Genomic DNA, 22320 nt, shown 5'->3' with positions numbered 1-22320 from the left:
TTAATTAGTCTAAACAAAATTTTAGAAGATAACTTACTCAATCCTCGTTAAAGAGTTAAAGCTTTTACGTCTTCCTAACTTACAACTTCTCTCTACTCTGGGCTGTAACTCTTTTACGTATAGTCGTTGCTTCTAATCCTTAGAGTGCGTCACCGTGAAGCAGTCACGAGATGAAGCATCCAACGAAACATGTCCCGGAGGCGTTTGACTACCACTCACGGCATCTAAAATATTCATGATTTGGTATTAATGATAATTTTAAATAATTAAAAATAAAAATTTGTATAACTATTTCTTATCTTATTGGAACTTTAGATATCCTCTTCTTTATTGCGTCCTCAACAGCACTTGTAACTGCTGCAGCGGCTACCCCTACTGGGACTTCTCCTATCCCTTTTTCGCCGAAAGGAGTATAAGGAGATGGAGTAGGTACAAGGTGGACTTCGAATTCGGGCATTTGATCGGCACTAGGCAGACCGTAGTCTGATAGGCTTAAAGTAAGTAACTGTCCTTTGTCGTAAACGTAACTTTCGTAAAGAGCAAGAGAAACTCCTATTGCAGAGCCTCCAATCACTTGCTCCTTGACTACCTCTTCATCCAATGGTGTACCCGGGTCTAGATAAACTACCAACTTGACGGGCTTAATTAACCCTGTTTCTTCATCAACCTTTACAACCGCAATATCGCAAGCGAAAGGATAGGCAATAAACCTTGTCTTACCTTGCTGAGAATAAACATAAGAAACTTCCTCCTGCAATGAAGTTATAGGAATCTTTTCCTCACCTCTCAACAAGAAGCCGTCCTTATATTCTGCATTATATTTTCTCCTAAGTTTACTAACCAGCTCCTCTACGGCCCCTTTAATCGCCCCAGCCAAGAAAACGGCCATTCTGCTTCCTCCCGGACCGAAGCTCGAAGGAGAATTCTCACTGTCTAAAAGCTCGACTTCAATGGTCTCCAGAGGAATTCCCAAAAGCCTTGACACTAAAAGTTTGCCTACATGTTCATTTCCTTGTCCTTCCGGGCCATAACCTATGCCGAGTATTACTTTACCATTTCTTATTGATAGTTTTACTCCTTCCTGGCCAGAAGGTGTGCTAGGATCGGTGGAGCAAGCTAAACCTACCCCATAACCTTTTTCCCTCAAACTCCACAAGTCCTTTCTAGAGAGCGCAAGATCAAGTAAGTTCCTAGGATTACCGGAATCGTAATGAGCGTAAGGAGCGTCGTAAGGGAAGGAATCTATTAAGTTCTTCCTCCTCACCTCGTGTCTTTCCATTTTAAGCTCATCCGCAATGAAGTCCATTACCCTTTCTAAAGCCCAAGTATGAGGAGGAGTTCCTGCTCCCCTAAACGCCCCTGGAGGATTCTTATTAGTAGCGACTAAGCTAACGTCGTACTTTATGTTCTTCACTTTATACGGCCCCGCTAGAATTCCAGTAGGCTTAAAAGCTTGTCCGTTGTAAAGCGAAGCTCCTATATCTTCCCAGATCTTGAAATCTAGGCCAGTGACTGTGCCGTCCCTCTTGAAATATGCCTTTATTCTGAACTTCCTTTCTGGACCAGAGCTGTTAGAGGCCATTAAGTGTTCAGTCCTAGTTTCTATCCACTTAATGGGGATGTTAAATTTAAGGGAGGCAAGCCCTAAGACTATTGCATAACGAGTTACTGAGAACTTGGAACCGAAACTTCCTCCGTGCCTTGTAGGGACTACTTTTACCTTAAAGTACTTAGAGATTTCATTACTCTGGAACTGAGGGGCTTGAAGGTTTGATATAATTGTTACTCCGTCTCCTTGAGGAATTGAAATTACTCCAAAGGTCTCTATAGGATTACCTGAAGACCTACTCCAATAAAGGGAGACCTCGATCTCCTTGTCGTTTTTAGGCATCTCGCCATATTCAAAAGTCTTCTTGTATACCTCGTTAGTCCCTAACTCTTCGAATACTAGGACGTCGTTCTTAAGTGCTTCGTCTATATTACTTACTGCAGGTAAAGGTTCGTAATCTACAGAGACCTCCTCAGCTAAATCTGTTGCCTCGTAAGGGTCTTTTGCTATTACCAAAGCTATGGGTTCACCTACATATCTTACTTTTTTATAAGCCAAGAGGGAAGAAATAGATGAGCTTCCTTCTTGTTCTTCCTTCCCTTTAAGAGTCGATAATGATAGTAAATCCTCCGCAGTCAACACAAACGCTCCTTTCCTTCTCGCACCTTCAACGTCTACCTTCCTTAAAATTGCATGAGGGTATTGACTCCTCACGAATACTCCATAATAGCCTGAAAAAGGTAAATCGTCTACATAATTTCCTTTTCCTTTTATTACGTCCTCTAGGTCAAGCCTTCTCATAGGTTAGTTTCATACCATACATAAATAAACTTAGCTTTCACGTGACTAGCAATACCTTAACATGTCAGACCTTCGCCGGGTTCTTCACGACTTCGGAGGGGACGGACTCTCATCACATGGTATTTAAACAGATAGGGTATATAATAAGCTTACGACGCCCATGATTCACCTTTGTAATATTCGTTCGTTTTCTATTTAAGACTATATATATTATCTAGAAATAAGTTTAAATATTACATACTATTAATTACACTCATGACATATAGAAATGAAATAGTAGTAAACGCTAACAGATCCACAGTAATGGGAGTGTTAATAAACCCGTTCTTCTTTGCTGGAATAGTTGGACATATAGGGATTCTGAGGGTTAAGGACAAACTAAAGGGAGAATATGTAACTCCCGAATACTTAAACTCTCCGGAAAACGATTTTGAGGTAGCTTACGTTTTCGGCACCCCAGAAAACTACCGCGTTACTCTTGGTTACATGAGAGGACCAGAAATATCTTCGGGGGAGATAAAGTACAAAGGAGGTACGTTTGATGGAAAATTCGAGTGGGAAATTTCCTTCATCCTCACTCCTCTAGGAGATAATAAGACGAGAATATCATTTTTAGTTAAAGCACAGTATAAGAGCTCTGTACTGTCTAGGATATTCGGAAGGAGTGAGTTTGATTTAGCGACCCACATAGTTGAAGGTCACTTTATCCCTTTCATTAGGTTTTACTTCAAGCCTTCAGAAGAATTCGAGTTAAATAAAGTAGAAGTTTTAAGCGAAGAAGGAGACTCAAACAAGGTAATCGGGAAGTTCAAGGAAGTAATACATAAGTTAGAAGCAGGAATAGTGAAGATTTTCGGGAAAAATTTAGAGTGTTTAGTAGTAGTTTTGAATAGGGAAATAAAGAAGGCGTCTTGCATCACTGGAAACGATATAAAGACTGGTAGTGAAGCCCTCTCCTTACTCCTCCTTTATAATGGAGAGTTAAAAATGAAGGCATATGAATTACAGCTTGAAGACTTGATAGAAAAATTGGAGACTTGATTTTTATCTTCTCCTAGATGTGCAACCGATTCTAGAAACTCTTTTTCCGTAAAGATTAATGTCGTTCCTCATTTTACAAAGATTTTCACACATCGCGATACTATGCTTTCACGTGACTAGCAATACCTTAACATGTCAGACCTTCGCAGGGTTCTTCACGAATTCGGAGGGGACGGGCTCTCATCATCTATTTAAAAGATTTCTCTAGGATTTTTAAATTACCGTCTACGTAATATAGATGGAGTAAAATTTTCTACATTAACTTTCTTATTAATTATTGTTGGTGGATGAATTTGAAATAAATTCTAAGGCTTTATTATAGTTATTAATTGCAAGAAAGTAAAGGCTAAACACTTCCGCTTTTCTTGTTATATAATAGCTAATTCAAAATAAAGGATCACAAATTGTACTGAAGTTCCACAGTTTAAATAGCTTTACCCCGCCCATAGAAGGGACGAGGCTTGTCGTTCATCTGTCAGGAATTTAGCTCTGTCTTCTCCTTATTACCATTATCATGAATATTAATGCCACAATTACTAAAGCTATTGCTATATAACAGGCTAAACTAAGAGAGTTATTGCTATTATTGCTGATATGAGTAGTAGTAGTAGCAGTTATTGTGCTATTATTAGCAGTGAGATAAAATGAGCCCGCATTAATTACTATCTCCTCATCCTGAATTAAGTTTACGATAAAGGTCTTTGTCACTCCATTTATATCAATCTTAACACAATACTGTCCAGCAGGTAGTGTGAATTTTACTATATTACTGTCTTCAAAGTAAGTTTGATTGTTTATAGTTATGCTGTATCTACTCCCATTATTTAAGTCTTCGATTATTACACTCAGTTCCTCCGGAATTCCTACGTATTTTATAGTTAATGTTTTGTTACAATTTAGGTTAATTACCTCATTATTTATGCACGGTTTATAGATTGAACAATTTAAGAAAGTTAAATTATATATCCCTTCTTCCAATCTTAATTTAAGACAATTATAAAACGTGTATTCTGTACCATTAATTAAAACCTTACCATAAAGGCCTCCCACTTTCTTTATAGTTAGTGTATAAATTGGCAAAGAAGATATATTAAGTGCAATAATTCCAGATTTAGTAGCAACTAACACTGAGCAATTATATATAATCATTGAATAAGCAGGGCATGGATTATAATACACGCTTTGATAATTTTCAAGGTTAATTACTTGAATTCCTTGTAATGATGATATGTAAAGCATTCCTTTAAAATAAATTAAACAACAGGGAGTAACTTTAGTGCATACTAAAGTAATATTATACTCTGGAAGTTGTCTCAGATAGATGTCCCAGATCTTATTTAAGTAAATGACGCTGAGATTATTATAAATAAAGAGACCTCTAGGATCGAAGGATCCTGTAATAAATTTACCGTCAGCGAAAAGCATTCCGGAAAAAGCGTCCTGACAACTTATCGTTAAATGTTCACTACCATTATAAAAGAAGATAAAGTAACCGCATTGACTATCAACAATGGCCTCATTGCAGTTGAACGTAACGTAACAGAAGCTTAGAGGAATATAATATGATGCGATCACTCTACTACAATTTATAATATAAAGATGTGAATTGCCGGTAACGTAAAGTTCACCAGTATAATTGTCGTAAAATAGCTTGAAAGGATTAGTTATATTTAAAGGAATAAGATAAGTTAGCTTGTAAAAATAGTAAAGAGTTCCATTGTTTATATAAATTCCCTCCTTACCTCCTTCTATCTGTTTTATATTATTCATTTGTAAAATTTTAACCCATTGACCGTGACAGAATTCGTAAACTACTGAAGATGAAGCCATAAAAAGTTTTCCGTCAAAAGTAGTTAAAGATACTGCAACAGAAGGGGATGAAATTTGAGATTGCACATTAGTAGATATAAGGAATAAAAATACAAAGAATAAGAAAAAATGTTTTGCCTTCATTTTTTCACACCTGATACGGCTCCAACTGAGTTATTGGAATATAAGTTAACCATTGAGCTCCTGGTGGCAACCACATTATATTAAAGTATACTACTGGATAATTACAGCTGGATTGAGGACCAACAGGACCTACTGGTTGATTGTTTGCACTTCCTTCATACATATTGAACGTAAATATTACAGTAATATTAACTGGGGATTTCAAATAGCATCCAAACATCGGAATATTTTTCTGCTGATAGCAAGGAATATTACTATATAACACATGTAATTGATTATTCACAAACTCTCCTTCAAATACCTTCTGACCATTGATGTAAACAGTTGCCCACTCATTTGCATAGGTTACGGTCTGAACGTTTCTCTCTACAGTAGCTCCAGGCAACGGATCTGTAAAGTTAACCGAGAAAGTATATCCTCCTGGAGTTGTGGGTATTAAACAAGCACTATATCTTACAGTTATATTTACATTACAATGAACTAGAGCTGAAGGATTGAGCACTATTGGAGACGCTCCTCCCCATAATACAACATCGCTAAATGGTGCAAATGAAGTAGGGATAGCCCCCGCTAATCCCCAGAATCCATTAAATTGACATAAGTTTGCTAGGTTAAATACTTCATAATCATACTCTCCATAAGGGCATTTACCAGGTGGACCTCCTGGAGGATTACTACAATACTTATAGCAAGGAGTAACTGTCCAAGTGCTTGTGCATATGTGCACATATTCAGCTGAGTTCTGAGACCATAATATTACAATATTATCCGGAGACGGAATACATCCAATAAACAAACTTTTAATCTGATAAGGCGTTAATGAGGTATTATAAATTATTGTAGGACCTAATGCGCCGTTAAAAGAGTATAAATTATTTCCCCCAGTATACATATCTCCAGGGAAGCCTGGCAATTCACATAGCCATGGATTACCTCCTCCATTATAGGCAGATCCAACATCAAAATAGGATAATGGATTTACGCATAATTTTTTACAATTAACAGTAGCTTTACTCACTAATGTACCATTAATATACAAGCATAGAGTTCCCGTCTTAGAATTGAAAACTCCTACAGCCAATGTCAATGGAGACGCAGGCTGACCATTCTCTTTACCGACTACCGGAATAGGTGTAGTATCAACTATTGTAGCCCAAGAGCCGTTAGCTAAGTGTACAGTAAAGGCAACGTAATATGGAGGACTTTGAGGACCGCTTGGTTTAGGAGACGGAGGCGGTGGATCTACTAATCCAATTTTTCCTGCTCCCACTATTAAACCAGCATCTCCTGTCCATGTAATATATCCTCCAGTTGGAGCATATTTTGATATATACACAGTATTCTCTTGAACAGTTGATGGAGCTAAACCGCATATATAAATGCAGATAGGAGCTAAATTGCCGCTTGCTATGAACCACTGCACTATTGTTTGAGTATTTAGCTCAGGATTTCTCTGGCCCACTGGTAAAGGTCCTATATTATCGTTATCACTCTGGTATCCTGTAAGGAAAGAAGAGAAGGGAAAATATGCCGAGTTTATGTATTTTTGCTTTAGCAAATTATTATTTAAGTGAAGAATTCCTCCATTCGGTAAATTGCAAACTTTTCCGCAAGGTAATATAAGTTTCGTACATTTAGGCAATTTATAACATGAATTACTCTTTGCCAATTTGGGCAATGTAAAACAAGGTGTAATTATCTCTGTTCCATTAGGTAAAATAATAGTTTTACCGCAGGGCGTGATTACATAAGAAGGAGTAGAAGTAGTTTGAATAATACAATAAATATTTGTTGAGGCCGATGCTCCTATAGTAGAAACTGGAGTATAAAATATATTACCTAGACTAGTAACTATTTCAATTAATCCAGTATATTCTATTGGCGTGAATAGATAAATTCTTTCATTCCCAGTTACTGTAAACGGCCTAGGATATGCTGAAACCCATTTACCAGTATTTTGACAGAAATAATAAACTCCTATAATAGTAATAGGTGTCAAGCCGTGCTTATAATGGAAACATAAGTAAACTTGCCCTTGAGATCCTTGAAAAGCCGAAATCGAAGGATCTCCACTCTCAACCTCCTGAACTTGGAGCTCTCTCTCACTGCTTAGAGCAGAAGCTGACACTGCACTAATATTAGAATAATTTGGAGTAGTGCTCCTTATTATTATGAAAGGTATTAGAACCGAAAAAATTATTATAGTAATAAAAATAAAAGCTATTACAATTGAAATGCCTTTACTTCTTTTATTGGAAACTTTCTTTTCTACCATTTTTTATCACCCATAAGCATATAAAACTCTAAAATTATATTCACCATCAGAATAAATAATCCAAATAACTAGTGAGCACCCTGGCTTAGGGGGTGCAATAATTTGTATAGGGTAATTAGCAGGTACAGTGTACCCAGAAATACTCGAAACTAAGATATGACCGTTAATATCATATACATTACTTAAAGTTACTTTTAATGCCAAAGTAGAATTAATATACACGGGGAACGAAGAGGAAGGAGTAACAATAGCTATGGACTGGAGCTCCGAGGAAGGAATATAAAATGCAATTACAGTAAAATTACCAGAAAACCCAGGGGAGTATATATCAACTAAATAATTATAACACCCAGAATTAGTTGTTTCTGGTGGGCTTATGCTAATGAAAGTCGATTGTGAAATAGTTTTAGCATTTTGTTCGGCATAAGTAAATGCGTATTGCGGAGCTATATAAGCGGTCGTAAAGCTAAAGATAACAAGACCTATTATTACTGCTGCAATGATAAGTATAAAGTCCGATAACGCAATATCCATTTCGTCGCCATTTTCTATTTATATTTTTCTTTTAAATAAAGTTTTCTCTTTAAATTACCATTATTTTGGCTGTTAGGAAAACTCTAACTTTAATTCATTGCGGTTTTGTGAGATATAAGTTTTTATAGAAGATACTCTAAAATAAATTTGATAAATTAAAAGATAAGGTGATTTAATGAATAATGCTCTAGTTACATTCCTATTCCTTATAATAACAATATCTATGGCTTTAGGAATTCTAGTATATTACTCAACGTCCTCATCATTAATCGAAGCTAAAACTAATCCACTTTATATTGCTGAAGATTATTCTAAAGGATTAGAGGTTAGCTCAACACAACCCGTTATAAATTATATTATTCCTCAACACAAATGTCAGCCGATAAATTTCACCGTAAATTTTATACTTACTGTAAATATCCCGGGATATCAAGGAGGAAAATTATATTTAATACCTTTCTTAATGCCTTCAAATTATAATCCCTACTATTACGTGCCTACTTCTATCCCTAATCAAGTCTCAAACCCCAACTATGTAGGTTATGTAAGTATAAAAATAGGAGACACTCAACTGAAACCAATCCTATTTAATAATAACGTCTATTTTTTGAACCAGCAACAGGGAAAAATTGAAGCTTACGCTTTCTGTATATGCAATGGACAAACGTTAAACGTAACTTTTGTAACTTCCCCCAATGAGACGCCGGTTATTTGGATTATAGCTAATATATGCGGACAAATGTATAGATTAGCTTATCCTTATTTCATAAGCTTATCTAAAGGAATAAACACTGCAAATGGAATAATTACATCTGCACCTCTTACTTATTACGAATTATATCAAAAAGAGCTAGGATGCTTAAGCATATTATTTTCGTCGTCCTCACGTGGCTTTGTAAAAATATACGGAAATGATGAAATTAAAACAAACCATGGAAATATAGGATACTTCGCAAATGAAGGTTGTTTACAAATAGTTGGAGACGTAAAATTCTGTAACGTGTGCACGTTATACCTAAGTAAAGGCATAGAGGTTCATGTTGGCGATCATTGTCCAATTCCTAAATGTTGCAAAATAGAATATGTCCCTCCATGTCCTTGCGTTTTTGTTAATCCAATTTATCAATATTATAATCCCAGTAATTACCAGCAAGAGTTACAGAGTGAAATTAATAGTGTTAAATTCTGTAAATGTACAGCTCATGACTCTTCTTGTATAAATAACAAGTTCATAAAATATTGTGATGGAATCCTATACATTTGTAAGCCCATAAAATTCTGCAATCAATTATGCATAGAGAAATCATCACCTATTCACACAAAATGTATAATATTCAAATGCCCAGTTATATTTAGTAACGGTTTTGTGGATCAGTCTTGTGTTAATCTAAGATTCTGTAAGTGCGTTGTCTCTGAAGGTTGTACAAGCGTTATATCTAATGCCGAGCTTGTGTTCGAGAAAGGTGTATTGTTTAATTGTACAACTAATAAAAACGTTGGAAAGTTAATATTAACTAGCACTCATAAACAATCTTGTGGTATACAGATTATATCTTGTGGTCCATTCATAGCCTATTTCGAATGTGCTCCTAAAGGAAAAAGCCTCGTAGAACTTAGAGGAGTTCACTTACAAGATAAGAACAACATAATTAGTTTCACTGCAAAATGTATAGAAATATGCGGAGTTGATACAATATGCTCATGCTATCCGCTTTTTATACAAGCACCAAGTTATCCTACCATCGGCTTTAATAATGTCACTATATGTGGGGGTCTAGTACTGAAATCTGGTTGCCACACTACTTTGACTTTCACTGGATGTAACAAACTTTGTGTCAAGAAAGGACCATTAATAATAGATACCGGATCTTGTTCGTCTTTAACAATGGCAAGAAATAGTCAAATTAATGTGTGCGGTTACTCCTTAATAAAGGTTAACAATATTAAGCTTGATGGAGGTGCTAAATTAGTAACTTCAAAATACGATCTATTCTACGGCTGTCGTGTAGACTTTTGTGGAAATGAACTAATAGTCTGTAATTATCAACCTCCTCAAGGAAAACTCAGCCAAATTACAGTATATCCTACCATAACATCAAGTTTCGGAGTTGCAGGCTGGTTTAGCGTATTTCCTAACAATACGGAAGTAAATTACTTGAATATAAAACTCTCAAACAGTACTTGCACATTCTGCATGTTTCTAAATATTTCTCCATTAAATAATGGAAAATATAATATAACCCCAATAATTCACCCCTCGTCTGTAATTTTACCTAGCTCTGGTAGTGGTGCTAAGCCTGCATGCTTAATCGTTGAGCAAGGAGCTAAAATATTTTATAATATCTATGTTTCATTTATTAGTACATGTGAAGTAAGAATATCGATATATTTATATATTCCATGTTCAAACGAACCATATTACTATTCAACATACACTTGGTATAGTGGTGGTAGAAGCTTTGGTTATATAGGTGTTCCAAAGGATTCTCACTTAAGCATAAGTTTATATGATGAACCAACGTATCAAGTGCTATTATACGAAGAGGCTCAGCCTCAAGCAGTGAATTTGATGGAAAATTGCGGACCTTATGTAAAGCTTAACTTAAACTGTAAAACTCCTGTAGAGTACTTTTACTTAATTTCCTCTTGTATAAATGATAACATCTTAACTCCTACATACTCTACTATGGGCAATGAGTATTGCATGTATCATGTTACATACTTATGTTAAAACTTTTTTACTGTAGTAAGTTTTAAATGGAAATTTATCTAGAAAATATATAATGAAAGGTATTTCAGATTTTGTAGCTTTTCTTATTATTCTTGTGATTATTGTAGGAATTATACTTCCCCTTAGTTTATTCTTGCTTAATCCTTACTATCAATCTCAGCAGTCGGAGTCTCAAAATCCTCAAATTATAAATAATGGGTTAATAACAATCACTTATGTTAGTAATAATAAAGGTGGAATATTAAATATTACATATTCCACAGTAGAGCCAGAGGTAATAGAAATTTATAATTACTCTAACGGTATTTGGGTGAAGGCTAATTATTCTTTCTTAAGCTCATGTAAGAATTCTTTAATTTATAAGATATGCGGCTATGCACCGGAAATTGACGTTGAGCTAAATATCGCCGGGAGGATATATTATGCCACGGTTTCTTATGGTTCTACGGCTAAGGTGACATAAAATGAAAGGTTTGTCTAACGTTATAATGCTAGTTATTATTCTGATAATAATACTCTCCGTATTTATTCCGCTAGGAATAGAATTTATGTACTTTCCACAAAATAATCAAGAAATCTTGTTTTCAAAAGAGAGCTATAATTATTATCATTGCTTGATATGCCAAGATATAGCCTCAGGCTTCCTAAAAATTTCCTATTCGACGCAGAAAGTTGATGGAGTTTACAAAGTAATCTTAACCTTCTGCCTTGCAAAGGGTGTAGGAGGAATACCTATTTGTAAAATTAATATCACTGAGATATTTTATTATAATCAAGGACATTGGTGCGTTGTAAAACTTAGCTATCCTATTATAATATCAATTTCTTATTCACCGCATTCTATAATCTTTTATCTAAATGAGTTATCAGACCTTGCTATAGTAACAAACTACGGTAACTTAATATTTATTGTCCCTTGTAGTTCAACTTAAAGTTTGACTATTTTATAGATTTTAAGCTCTTAATTTATGATTTGTTAAGGATAGTAAATATCATTATTTTTATAGTAAATAATATTATATATACATACACATACTGATTTAATTTATTTAAATGAACACTTGTTATCTTCAGCTAGGTGAGTAAAACTTATAAACTCTTTTTACATATTGTTAAACATGTCAAGCAATGAAGATGAGAAAAACAAGAAAACTGTAACTATTAGAGGAGTGGATAAAAGTATTTATGAAAGGGCAGTAATGACTGCAAGAGAAACCGGGAGAACGGTAGGAGAGATTGTTAATCAAGCTCTTTCATCATTTTTAGGATTAACAAGTAAAGCTACTAATGCTGTAACACAAGTTGTACAAGGAGTTAAAGAAACTGGAAAATCCTTCGTGCAGGGATTTGAAGACGCAAAGAAGGACGTAGTAGTTATTTCTGACGTGCAGGAATTAAGCGTAACAAGAGATGAAATATTACAAGTAGGTAAGCCAATCTCCTTTAGAAATATAAAGAAACTTACTCTTAATATAGACCAAGAGGCACTTAACTACGTAGACTCGATAATTGGTGTTGACGAATTGGTAATCCCTTCGACAATAAATAAGATAATCCTCTTGCAGAAGTGCAAGTTCGTGAAAAAAATTTCTACCATATCGTGAGTTTTTTATTTCTTATGAGGAAAAAAGTTAAATTTCTCTCTTTATTAAGAAACACTCCCCTAATTAGATCGAAGATTTTACCGTCGTCATGTTACTACATAAGTATTAGCCCCAATTTCTGGTATCTGACTTCCTCCCCGCCCTGGAAGGGCGATGGTTCCCTCCCAAAGCGGTTCATCGTTCCCACCATCGATTCGGGTGGCTCAGAGAACCATTTAAGGGGACTTTCATTAGATAAGTCTAGTCCCTTATTGAGGAATGCTGGTTGCCCCTCCCACAGTCAAGCTGGGGAGGAGCGTCATTAACGTCACTAATAGATAAACGAATATTTAAATCTATAAGGGGGGCTATCCATTGGCGAGGCTTTCCGCCCCCTTAACCCCCATCTCTGTAATAAACACATGGGCTACTAGCCGATCCACTAGGCCAGTACCATAAAATACCGTCTGTAGTTGTCGGTGGCATGGGTACACGAAGTAGCAATAACCTAAAGCGTAAGGTCTCTATTGTTGGCAAAATGTAAGTATTGTGCAACGGCCCGTTGTTAAACATCGTGTTCGAAACAGCGTAGAAAGCCTTTACCCCTTGTACTGTTTCAATAAATGCTTGATATATCCCGCTAGCGATACTTTTGCAACTGTATTTTAGAACAAAATTGTAACCGTTTATTTCTGAAGGTATTTGAAGCATTGCGTAAGAAAAGAGCTTCCCATTAGAATAAATAGTGAAAAGAGTCCTTTGGGATAAACCCAGTTGAGACCCAATGGTGAAATTGATTAAGATGTTATTTTAGATTAACTCCTCCATTCTCACTGGGATTTTAGTTATCCTCTTCCCTACGGCCCTCTCTATAGCTCTAGTTATTGCGGGCAATGAACCTATACTAGCTCCTTCACCTATTCCCTTAGCGGGCAGTGGAGCATTGGATTTACCTTCCTCCATGTATAACCATTTTACGTTAAAAGCCTCCACGGCTGAAGGGATTGCGTACTCCGCAAACGAGGGAGTCAATAAGTTCCCCCTCTCGTCATAAACTATTTCTTCCGTCACCACTTCACCAAAGCCCTGAATCACTCCGCCCATGACTTGGCCCTCAGCTAACATTGGGTTAACTACTAGCCCTAAATCGTCTATTGCTACGTAATCCAAAACCTTTACTTTCCCAGTTTCATCTACTTCGACCATTGCTATGTGACTGCCGTAAGGGAAGGTGTAATTATCAAGTCCGAAGGATGCAGTTGCCTCCAAAGTCGGTTCAGCTTTATAATTCCAAGTGCCGCCAAGGTTTGAAGTAGCCATTTTTGCAATTTCTGCTAAACTCAACATCTTCCCAGTCTTAGGGTTAATTACTTTCCCGTCCTTGTATTGCAATTCCTCAGGATCGCTTTTAAGGAACGCGGCAGCCAACCTCATGATATTCTCCTTTAACCTCCTTGCTGCTAGGAGTGCTGCATTTCCTGCTAACGTTAAACTCCTACTGCCGTAAGTTCCAAAGGCGTTAGATATCTTGTCTGTGTCACCCCAAACAACGTTAACGTCATCTATGTTAATTTGAAGTTCATCTGCAACAATTTGAGCAATTCCTGTTCCAGTACCTTGACCGTGAGGTGCGGCGCCAATAATTACTTCAACTTTACCATTAGATAATAACCTTACTGATGCGCTCTCCCAAGGACCGAAATTGTTTTGCTCCACGTAAAAGGATAACCCTACGCCAACTTTCTTTCCTTGTTTCCTCAATTCTTCAGCAGTTTTCTCCATTTCCCTATAAAATTCTTCAGCCTTATTAAGTAGATCTAGATAATTACCACTATCATATTTTAACCCAAAAGGATTTACATACGGCGTCTCCCTTATAGCGTTCTTTTTCCTTAATTCTATTGGGTCAATTCCTAACTCGTCAGCAAGGATATCCATTAGTCTCTCATATACGAAGGCAGCTTCAGGCCTTCCCGCTCCTCTATATTGGTCCAATGGGACTTTATTTGTTAAAACTCCTTTAATAGTTGAAGTAGCGTTCTTAATGTCGTAAGGTCCAGTGATTAGCGTTCCGGAAATATCTGCCAAATAAAATCCGTGCCACGCTGCTCCTAAGTCTATAATAATATCATCAATCAATGCATTAATTTTGCCGTCCTTGTTTGCTCCTAATTTTACATGGTGTATTTGACCTCTAGAATGGTAGGTTGAATGAAGTTCCTCTGTCCTAGTATTAACGAATTTTACGGGCCTCCTAGATTTGATTGAGGCATAAACAGTTATGTAATCCTCGGGATATGGGAATAATTTAGAACCAAAAGCTCCACCTACATCTGCTTGTATAACCCTAAAATCGTACTCTGGAAAAGCAGAAAGTAAGTAAGACCTCATATAGTGAGGTGATTGAGTTGATGCGTAAACAGTTATCCTATCTTGTTGGAAATCAACTACTAATCCTCTAGGTTCCATAGGTGCAGGATAAACCCTTGATATGACGAATTTCTCCTCTATCTTTACCTCACTGTTTTCATATGCTTTCTCCGCGTCACCTCCTTTGTAAACTTTTGAATACGCAATATTGCTTCTTCCTTCTACAGCCTTAACCTCGTCTTTTACTGCCTCCTCAGGGTCAACAACTGCAGGTAGTTCTTCATAATCATACGAAATGTATTCCAAAGCATCGTAAGCAGTGTATCTATCTTCAGCTAAGACCGCAGCTATTGGTTGTCCTGCATATAAGATTTCGTTTATAGCCATTGGGAAATTATTTGGCCTATTCTCAACGCTTATTTTTAGCCCGGTTATTACATCTACTACTCCGGGTAATTTTAGAGCATCTTCAATGTTTATTTTCTTTAACCTTGCGTGAGGAACGTTACTCCTTAGAATTGCTAAATAAAGCATGCCGTTAAGGTTTATGTCGTCTACGTATCTTCCAGTCCCGGTTATTAATTTTAAATCTTCTTTCCTCCTTACTCTCTGTCCAACATACATATTCGTTATTAAAGAAAGTTTGGTTATAAATTCTTAATTAAGTATACAGCCCAAGCGTTAGTTTTAATTTCGTACTTTTAACATTGCTAGCAAAAAATTAAAAACTTCATTTCTTTAATTGACTAGGATGATGAAAGGGTCAATGACGATGAATGAAGATAACTTGCCCGACTGACTTAAAATATTGATGCATTCCTAAGTATTTTGATTATTGCATAAACTAGGATTACATTCATTACTGCGAACATTGAAATACCTACAAAAGGCAATTGTGAAGGAGTGTAATCTAGGAAAGGAAAACATTCGTGGGTATATTGCTTATACTCTAGTATAAAGAAGATACTTAATATGCTGTCTGCTAACATATAAACTGCTAAAGCTCCTACCTTGCCAGAAAGTTTCATTTGAGGAATATATCCTCCAGCTATCAAACCGCCTAAAAATAGAGTTAACTCTTCTATTGTCCTATATTGTATGAATGACGCACCTAAGGCAAAGAATAATGGGATGTGCCAAAAGCCTGCTGGGATTACACCTAGGAGAAAGAGGTAAAAGTTTGTCCTAAGCAACTTATAACCTAGTAGGACTCCAGCGCCATAAATAGCATAATGGTCCAACATATAAACAATGGGGTTAGTAAATTCTAACCCTTGTATAAAAGGATTAAGGAATGCGACTAAAAGAGCAATGGGAAGGATTAAATCCTTTTTTTCGAATTCTTTAGAGTATCTAATCATAAAAAAATATTCTATTAAAACTTAAAAAAGTTTTCTCTTATAAATATCTAAAACATAAAACTTTAATTTATTTATCATGCTTTGCCATAGTACCTGGTAAAGATGTGGAAGGCAGTGAGGTGGACTCTGTTGAAACCCAGAATGCGGAAGTCTTTATAGGTAATAAAGTTCCTAAAATAGGAATTGCAAACATTACAAAGGAAGCGGCCATAGCAACTGCTAAATATGTCATTGCATCCATATAAGGTAAGAAGTTCACTGGATAGGCGTCCCATCTCCTAATTAACCCGTTATATCCTGCATAACTCATAACGTATCCTAGGGCTAATGCTGAGGCAGTCCACATAGTTAATCCAGCAGTTAATAGCCCTCTTCCTAAGTTGGAGAAATCTGCATTCCCCATTTTAGTTTTTAACATATCTAGGAGGATTGCAGTAAATCCTACTATTATTATAGTCCATATCATCATGTGGAAGTGACCTACAATGTAGTATGTGTTGTGAACGAGAACATTAAGTGGATTTTCTGGTAACATTAGAGCTTGTAAACCTGCAAGTATAAATCCTATTAACGCAATGAGCGAAGCCATTCCTATTGGATCCTTCCAATTATAACCTTTGCTTGTAAATATTGTTAAACCTAAGTTAAGGACTGTCAATCCAGAGCCCGCAGCAAGTATTAATGTAGTTGGAGTTATGAAAGCCCTAATAGCTACTGGTAAAGGCCATGTTTGTAAGTGGTGAACCCACGCTAACATGCCAAAAGTAAATAATAATGCAATATTCCATCTGGCCCACCTTTCACTGTACAAAGGCCTTCCTGCATATTGAGGAATTAAAGTGTAAAGTCCTCCGAATACCGTGAAAGGTACGTAATATACTACAGGATGCCCATAAAACCAGAATAATACTACCCAAGTTAACGGGTTTACTGGAACTCCAAACCAGAAATATAACGAATACCATAACGCTGCGGCAGTAAGTGCAACAATGGTTATTGGCATGAACATTCCTCCAAAAGCCATCCCATAAGCGGCAAATATCGGTATTTTACCTTCCCTCGGTCTTGTCTTATATCCGTCGAAGAATAAAGTCAAGCCTCCAATTATTGCCCCTAATGTATTAAGTACTTGCATGAAGTAAGCTAAGCCTATCATTAAATTTGCATCAGGTAAACTTCCATATATATTCCAAGTTCCCGTTTGTAATGCTAAAGGAGGATATTCATACCAACCAGTTGTAGGACCTCCTGCAAACTCAAATATTAAAGGTAAATTAATCAGCCAGAAGGCAATAGTCATTAGCTTAAAATGCTGTATGCTCATTTTACTTTTATATAATCCGTAAGTAGCAGCAGCTAGTGTTAAATCTGGAACTACGATAAACATTGCTATTTGTCCGTGCATTGTTACTAAGAAATAGTATAACGGTGAAATGACATTTTCTCCTATGCTTGGACAGCATATGTGCGGAGATAATAGTATTGTTCTAAACCATAATGCTGCAATTCCTAAAACAGCTAGCCAAGCTAATGCTCCTCCAGTATACATTAATGCTACTCCTACTGTAGACTTAGGATACAGCTTCATGTTTCTCATGATAATTATATTAACATAGTTTAAAAGCTTTTCTTTCTTTTAAAACATAAAAAGTTAAAACTATAATTTAAATTAAACAAGAATGAGATAAAAATAAAAAAGGTTTTAAATTTTATTGTACATCAAAATATCCGTACATGTAAGAATGACCAACGCCGCAGTATTCAGCACAATGGAACGAGTAGTTACCGGGAGTTGCTGGAGCGTAGAAGAACGCATAGCTATCTATTCCCGGCACAATATTCCAGTTCTGATCTCCGTGAGGTAATTGTATATAAAATGCGTGGACAACGTTGTTACTATAAAGTATTAATTCTATTGGCTGCTTAGGATAGACCTTAATATATGGGAAACCGTCAACATACATTATTGCGTCTGTAATTAAGACTTGTTGAACTGTACCGTTTGGCAGGTAAATTATTTCAGATACATTTTGCGGTATCCAAGCCCACTGAACTGCAAGCATGTAAATTACTAAGGTTCCATTAGGTAGCTTTGAAGGGAGACCGCACTTTAAAGGTAAGCCGTATCTATATGTAGCAGTTGAGCCAGTTAGTATCGACTCGTAAGACCACGCCACGAAAATTATTACGAGTATTAACATTACACCGAACCATATTTTCTCCCAATCTCTATGTTTTGCACTCATGTTCTCAAACTTTCTTATTTTTAGAAAGTTTAAAAGCTTTTCTTTCTTATAAAATATAAAAAATATATGCGATTAAAAAGTTAGATTGCCTTCTTCCTCATTAAGAGATAGTATCCTATCCCTGCTAATATGGCTAAACCAGCTAACAAGAAACCAAAAAAGTTCTCGAATGGGATACTTGAAGGAGACGCTGACGTAGCTGCAGTTAGAAGGACAAACACGTTTACCACAATCATCAAGTAATTATAGTAATATATAAAGCTTTTTCTTTATCAATTATTATTATGAAAATCATTTTATAAATGATATAAAGCTTCGTTAGTTTACTAAGATAAAAAATAAATACTTTCGTATTTTCTAAAATATCTTGATAGACATGAGAGCGTTAAGTAAAATAGGGGCTGTGATACTAATACTCATTTTCGGCGGAACTGCAGTAATGGCAGGCTTTTTAGCATATAACTTTGCAAAAGTGACTTACCCAGTTCATTGCTACCATCCAACGGTAAGCACTACAACTCCAGTAACAACCACTGTATCAACAACTCAAATTACCCACAACTTATTGCCTTATAATCCTTCTACTAAGACTGTTTATTTGTATATTGCTAGTTTGGATAGTGGTTTTCCGTATAATTTTAACGGAACTTCTGACGGTGAGTTGCATATCTTTATTCCCGCAGGTTGGAAGGTTTGTGTGATTTATACTAATTATGAGCCAATTGATCATAATTTCATTATTGTAAAGAATACTACTGCAGTACCACATTGTAGTATAATACCGTCCTCAAACATTATATTATACGTTGGAGTATCAAGCAGTAACTACTTCGACTCAGGAATATCCTCAGGAGCATCAGCAACAGGATCAATAGTACTATCACCAGGCTACTACTGGTTCGCTTGCGGATATGAAGACCACGCAGAAAGCGGAATGTGGGGAGTAATAGAATGCTCATCATCAATAACACAACCATACTACGAAGTAACCAATGAAGAAATAGAAGAAGATGAAGAAGACGAAGAATAAACCCCCACAAGACAAAACCTTTTTTTAAGCAATAACAAATCTAAAATTTTATTTTTAAAAGCCAATAGTATATCATGAAGGGTTACTACATATCTCACGGTTCTCCTCTTCTTTTAATTGAGGAAAATAAATGGAAAGAAACCTTACGTAATTTAGGAAGGAAAATTAGGAAAGAAATAGACCCAGAAGTAGCAATAATCATTAGCCCTCACTTTTTCTCATGGAATGGAAAATTTTTGATAGAAACTCAAGAAAAATTAGAATGCATACAAGACTACTACGGATTTCCAGAGGAAACCTATAAGTATTGTTATTCTGCAGAAAACGATACTGACACTGTGAATAACTTGCTTTCTACCGGTCTTTTCACTCCAGATAATAATTGGGGCCTAGATCATGGAGCATGGATTCCCCTTTATTACATGTTTCCAGAAGGGATTAAAGTAGTTACAATTTCAATAAACGACAAGCCTGTAGAGGAGCATTATAAAATCGGTGAAGCAATAGCTAAAGTAGTTAATAAGAGAGCAATAATTATAGGCACTGGTTCTCCTACTCATAGATTAGATTTATACTATTTCAAGGTATCCCCTAAGGAGAGCAAATTTGATATGATACTTAAGGACTTATTATTAAAAGGGGATTTTAGCGGTATTATGAAGCTGGAAGGTTCTAAAGAATGGAAAGAGGCTCAACCAGAAGGATTTTTAAGACCTTTATACATAGTGATGGGAGCCGTAAAACCTAGAAAAGCAAGTATCATTGATTATTCAATACCTTGGCCCGGAGTAAGTATGATTGCTGTAGAGTTTTTTGACAAATGACGTAGTAGTTTTTCAGCTACAAAGACTTATAAGAATCAATTAGTTGGCAAAATATTAACGGCCTTGTAATAAAATACATGATTATTCCAATGTTTTTTACAAAATTCATGTATATATAGTAAATTTTAAAAACAATAAAAATAAGACTATATTATGGAAGAAGTATTTGAAAGATTTAGGAAAAACTTGGAAATTTATAATAAGATGGGGTTAAATCCATTATCGCTAGCCACTGGTTGTGCAGTGAAAGTTGATTTAATAGACACAGTTTATCCTGCATTAGAAAAAATAAAGAATAAGCTAGAGAATATAGAAATATTACCCAGAGAAGATGCAGATATTTTTATCACGCGGGAGAAAATGGAAATAAAAAGAATAATAGGCGGAGGGGATTTTGATGCGGATAGGGGAGTTAGTTTAATCCAAGTTAATCAAGATACTGCAGGAAACCCTGAAAAATTTGCTAACTTTTTATTGAAGGCATATTCTTCTATCCGGAGTAGAAGAAAATTAACTATAGGAAAAGGTCATTCCATAGTAACGACTATCCCTAGTGCAGAAGTAGCTGTCCTAGATTTGATCAAATTAGATGGAAATAAAATCAATTCTTATACGCTAGCAAATAATGATACTATACAAATAGTAGATCCGCTTGAAGACCCAGGGTCACAAATGCAAGTTGATGTTGCTATATCAAATTCTCTGAACGATTTATTTACTAAGGGTGCTTATCAGAATTTAAGGATGCTACCTTTATTCGATGCACCTAACAGTGATTTAAAAGAGAGAATAATGAAAAATTATGAAAATTATTCAGAAAAATACAATATACCAATTATTAACGACGTTCAGCCAAACACTAAGAGCCTCATGTTAGGTGCTACGGTTTTAGGTGAATCAGACCACGAATTGCCAACGTATTATAATAAGGTTGAGGAAGGTGATGAGATAATCGTTACTCGTCCAATAGGCGAGTTAGCTCCAATTAACGTCTATCTTTGGATTTTAGTGGTTCCGGAAGTGCTTGAACTAATGGAAAGTAGAGGAATCTCTTTTAATCGGTTAGAAAAAGTTAAGATGGAAGTGATAGAACAAATGAGGAAGCCTAATATCCCAACAGCAAAAGTAATTTATAATTACTTGCCAGAATTTGGAAAGGAATTTGATAGAGAGAATTATATTACCATGACCACAGACGTTACCGGTCCAGGAATTTTTGTCATTAAAGAGTTTGCTGAAAAGGCGGGTATTGACGTTAAATTAGATAAGATTCCCGTAATAGATGAGGAGATTGCTGAGTTTGCGACTGAAGGCTTTATCATACCTAATTCTACTTCAGGGACTAATGGGGCTACAGTAATATTTTGCAGTAAGAAAATCTCTGATAACATAATGGAAGATTTGCAAAAAGAGGGATTAAAGCCAATAAAAATAGGCAAAGTGCTAGGCAAGGGTAAAGGAGTGGTTCACGTTAATAAGGATATAGAGAGGTTTATTCATAGAAAAAATGTATTATCTCACTTCAAAATTGATTAAATATACATCACAACTCCTCCATAAACTTCTTCAAGAAATGTCTCAGCTCCTTTTATGTCATCAACTATATCTACTAGATCCTCTTTTTTAACATTATAAAAGGCTGAAGCTACGGGACATGCGTAAATTCTGAAGGAATCCTTATAGTCCATCTTTAATTGTTTTAGGAATGAATACCAATCTTTAAGTTGACCGTTTTTCACAGCATTTTCTACGTTCTTTAAGAATTGGTCTGTATAAGGCGTATAAAATTCTGGCTTTATTGTCATTTCTAGTCCAAGAGTGTTTAATTTAGGTAGAACATCTTTTCTAAAAGCCACTACTCCTTCATTTACTAGGTGTAGTATTACTTCCCATCCTGCAGCTAATGCCGCCCCTCCATATATTGCAACGCAACATATTCTATTTGATGCTCCAGATGCGAAAACCAAACCCAATTTCCTTTTTGACTCCATAATTTCATTACTTTCCCTAAATAATTAAACT

Annotated in this window: 18 protein-coding genes; 8 read left to right on the top strand and 10 right to left on the bottom strand. The window is 35.8% G+C overall.

The window, feature by feature from the left end:
- Positions 1-295 precede the first annotated feature (295 nt).
- On the bottom strand, positions 296-2350 hold the full coding sequence (locus tag D1867_RS10905; RefSeq protein WP_155864159.1) for a xanthine dehydrogenase family protein molybdopterin-binding subunit: 2055 nt from the start codon (positions 2348-2350) through the stop codon (positions 296-298).
- Positions 2351-2605: 255 nt separating this feature from the next.
- On the opposite strand from D1867_RS10905, the gene D1867_RS10900 reads away from it, so the two are divergent.
- Positions 2606-3391 carry a hypothetical protein gene (locus tag D1867_RS10900; protein ID WP_155864158.1) on the top strand — a complete coding sequence of 262 codons (786 nt, stop codon included), beginning with the start codon at positions 2606-2608 and terminating at the stop codon, positions 3389-3391.
- Between the two features lie 483 nt (positions 3392-3874).
- On the opposite strand, the gene D1867_RS10895 is transcribed toward D1867_RS10900, so the two are convergent.
- The 3 genes from D1867_RS10895 to D1867_RS10885 are packed head-to-tail and all read right to left on the bottom strand — an operon-like array spanning position 3875 to position 8153.
- Positions 3875-5344, bottom strand: coding sequence for a hypothetical protein (locus D1867_RS10895; RefSeq protein ID WP_155864157.1), 1470 nt, complete (start codon positions 5342-5344; stop codon positions 3875-3877).
- Positions 5345-5348: 4 nt separating this feature from the next.
- The gene (locus tag D1867_RS10890; protein WP_155864156.1) at positions 5349-7619 is read right to left on the bottom strand and encodes a LamG domain-containing protein; all 2271 of its coding nucleotides are present in this window, start codon (positions 7617-7619) and stop codon (positions 5349-5351) included.
- A gap of 6 nt (positions 7620-7625) precedes the next feature.
- The gene (locus D1867_RS10885; protein ID WP_155864155.1) at positions 7626-8153 is read right to left on the bottom strand and encodes a hypothetical protein; all 528 of its coding nucleotides are present in this window, start codon (positions 8151-8153) and stop codon (positions 7626-7628) included.
- A gap of 175 nt (positions 8154-8328) precedes the next feature.
- Between D1867_RS10885 and D1867_RS10880 the strand changes: the two genes are divergently transcribed.
- From D1867_RS10880 to D1867_RS10865, 4 genes are all read left to right on the top strand, one after another.
- Positions 8329-10884 carry a hypothetical protein gene (locus D1867_RS10880; RefSeq protein WP_155864154.1) on the top strand — a complete coding sequence of 852 codons (2556 nt, stop codon included), beginning with the start codon at positions 8329-8331 and terminating at the stop codon, positions 10882-10884.
- Between the two features lie 52 nt (positions 10885-10936).
- Positions 10937-11347: a hypothetical protein gene (locus D1867_RS10875; RefSeq protein ID WP_155864153.1), complete on the top strand. Its 411-nt coding sequence runs from the start codon at positions 10937-10939 to the stop codon at positions 11345-11347.
- 1 nt (position 11348) lies between these two features.
- Positions 11349-11816: a hypothetical protein gene (locus D1867_RS10870; RefSeq protein WP_155864152.1), complete on the top strand. Its 468-nt coding sequence runs from the start codon at positions 11349-11351 to the stop codon at positions 11814-11816.
- Between the two features lie 186 nt (positions 11817-12002).
- Positions 12003-12488, top strand: coding sequence for a ribbon-helix-helix domain-containing protein (locus D1867_RS10865; RefSeq protein ID WP_155864151.1), 486 nt, complete (start codon positions 12003-12005; stop codon positions 12486-12488).
- 789 nt (positions 12489-13277) lie between these two features.
- On the opposite strand, the gene cutA is transcribed toward D1867_RS10865, so the two are convergent.
- The 5 genes from cutA to D1867_RS10840 all read right to left on the bottom strand — a co-directional run bounded on the left by cutA (position 13278) and on the right by D1867_RS10840 (position 18680).
- Positions 13278-15461, bottom strand: coding sequence for a glyceraldehyde dehydrogenase subunit alpha (gene cutA / locus D1867_RS10860; RefSeq protein WP_155864150.1), 2184 nt, complete (start codon positions 15459-15461; stop codon positions 13278-13280).
- A 176-nt stretch (positions 15462-15637) separates the two neighbouring features.
- On the bottom strand, positions 15638-16198 hold the full coding sequence (locus D1867_RS10855; protein WP_155864149.1) for a DUF1404 domain-containing protein: 561 nt from the start codon (positions 16196-16198) through the stop codon (positions 15638-15640).
- A 67-nt stretch (positions 16199-16265) separates the two neighbouring features.
- On the bottom strand, positions 16266-17786 hold the full coding sequence (gene soxB / locus D1867_RS10850; RefSeq protein WP_155864148.1) for a proton pump complex quinol oxidase subunit SoxB: 1521 nt from the start codon (positions 17784-17786) through the stop codon (positions 16266-16268).
- Between the two features lie 121 nt (positions 17787-17907).
- A complete protein-coding gene (gene soxA / locus D1867_RS10845; protein WP_155864147.1) occupies positions 17908-18444 on the bottom strand; it encodes a proton pump complex quinol oxidase subunit SoxA in 537 nt (178 codons plus the stop codon).
- An 80-nt stretch (positions 18445-18524) separates the two neighbouring features.
- Positions 18525-18680, bottom strand: a complete 156-nt coding sequence (locus D1867_RS10840) for an LPXTG cell wall anchor domain-containing protein (RefSeq protein ID WP_155864146.1) — start codon at positions 18678-18680, stop codon at positions 18525-18527.
- Between the two features lie 140 nt (positions 18681-18820).
- Between D1867_RS10840 and D1867_RS10835 the strand changes: the two genes are divergently transcribed.
- The 3 genes from D1867_RS10835 (at position 18821) to D1867_RS10825 (ending at position 21834) form a co-directional block, all read left to right on the top strand.
- Positions 18821-19474 (top strand): sulfocyanin-like copper-binding protein, encoded by a 654-nt coding sequence (locus tag D1867_RS10835; protein WP_155864480.1) that lies wholly within the window; start codon positions 18821-18823, stop codon positions 19472-19474.
- 71 nt (positions 19475-19545) lie between these two features.
- Entirely contained in the window at positions 19546-20298 is a 753-nt protein-coding gene (locus D1867_RS10830) for a dioxygenase family protein (protein WP_338078131.1), read from the top strand.
- 153 nt (positions 20299-20451) lie between these two features.
- Positions 20452-21834 (top strand): SelD-related putative sulfur metabolism protein, encoded by a 1383-nt coding sequence (locus tag D1867_RS10825; RefSeq protein WP_155864144.1) that lies wholly within the window; start codon positions 20452-20454, stop codon positions 21832-21834.
- On the opposite strand, the gene D1867_RS10820 is transcribed toward D1867_RS10825, so the two are convergent.
- Positions 21831-22289, bottom strand: a complete 459-nt coding sequence (locus D1867_RS10820; RefSeq protein ID WP_155864143.1) for a peroxiredoxin — start codon at positions 22287-22289, stop codon at positions 21831-21833. The genes D1867_RS10825 and D1867_RS10820 overlap by 4 nt on opposite strands.
- Positions 22290-22320 lie beyond the last annotated feature (31 nt).

The organism is Acidianus infernus (genome assembly GCF_009729545.1).
Lineage (GTDB): Archaea > Thermoproteota > Thermoprotei_A > Sulfolobales > Sulfolobaceae > Acidianus > Acidianus infernus.
Note: the sequence above shows the minus strand (reverse complement) of the source record. Positions and strands in the feature narration are given on the sequence as shown.